Annotated in this window: 1 protein-coding gene; it reads left to right on the top strand. The window is 70.3% G+C overall.

The annotated features are described in order from the left end of the window. On the top strand, positions 1-307 hold a 307-nt coding region (locus D7Y13_RS44420; RefSeq protein WP_279637225.1), incomplete at its 5' end, for a Holliday junction DNA helicase RuvB C-terminal domain-containing protein. Positions 308-397: the final 90 nt, after the last annotated feature.

Raw genomic sequence — 397 nt, 5'->3', positions numbered from 1 at the left:
CTCCGAACAGACGGCGAAGGACGGCCTGGCGTTGTTCGGGGTCGACGGCCTCGGCCTCGACAAGGTCGACCGGGCGATCCTCTCGGCCATCTGCAACCAGTTCGCCGGCGGACCGGTCGGGTTGAGCACCCTGGCGATCAGCGTCGGCGAGCAACCGGAGACCGTCGAGGACATGTACGAACCGTTCCTGATCGTGCAGGGGATGATCGCCCGCACCCCGCGGGGCCGGGTGGCGATGCCTGCCGCGTACCTGCACCTCGGGCTGCCGGCGCCGCACGAAGCACGACCGCCGGGTCTGTTCGACTGACCGCTCGGGACGCCGACGGTTGGCCGCTTCCGGCGCGGCTCGTACGCTCGGACGCGACCGGTCGTCGAGAGGATCCGAGACGTGCTGATC

It is taken from the genome of Corallococcus praedator (genome assembly GCF_003612125.1).
GTDB classification, from domain to species: domain Bacteria; phylum Myxococcota; class Myxococcia; order Myxococcales; family Myxococcaceae; genus Corallococcus; species Corallococcus praedator.
Note: the sequence above shows the minus strand (reverse complement) of the source record. Positions and strands in the feature narration are given on the sequence as shown.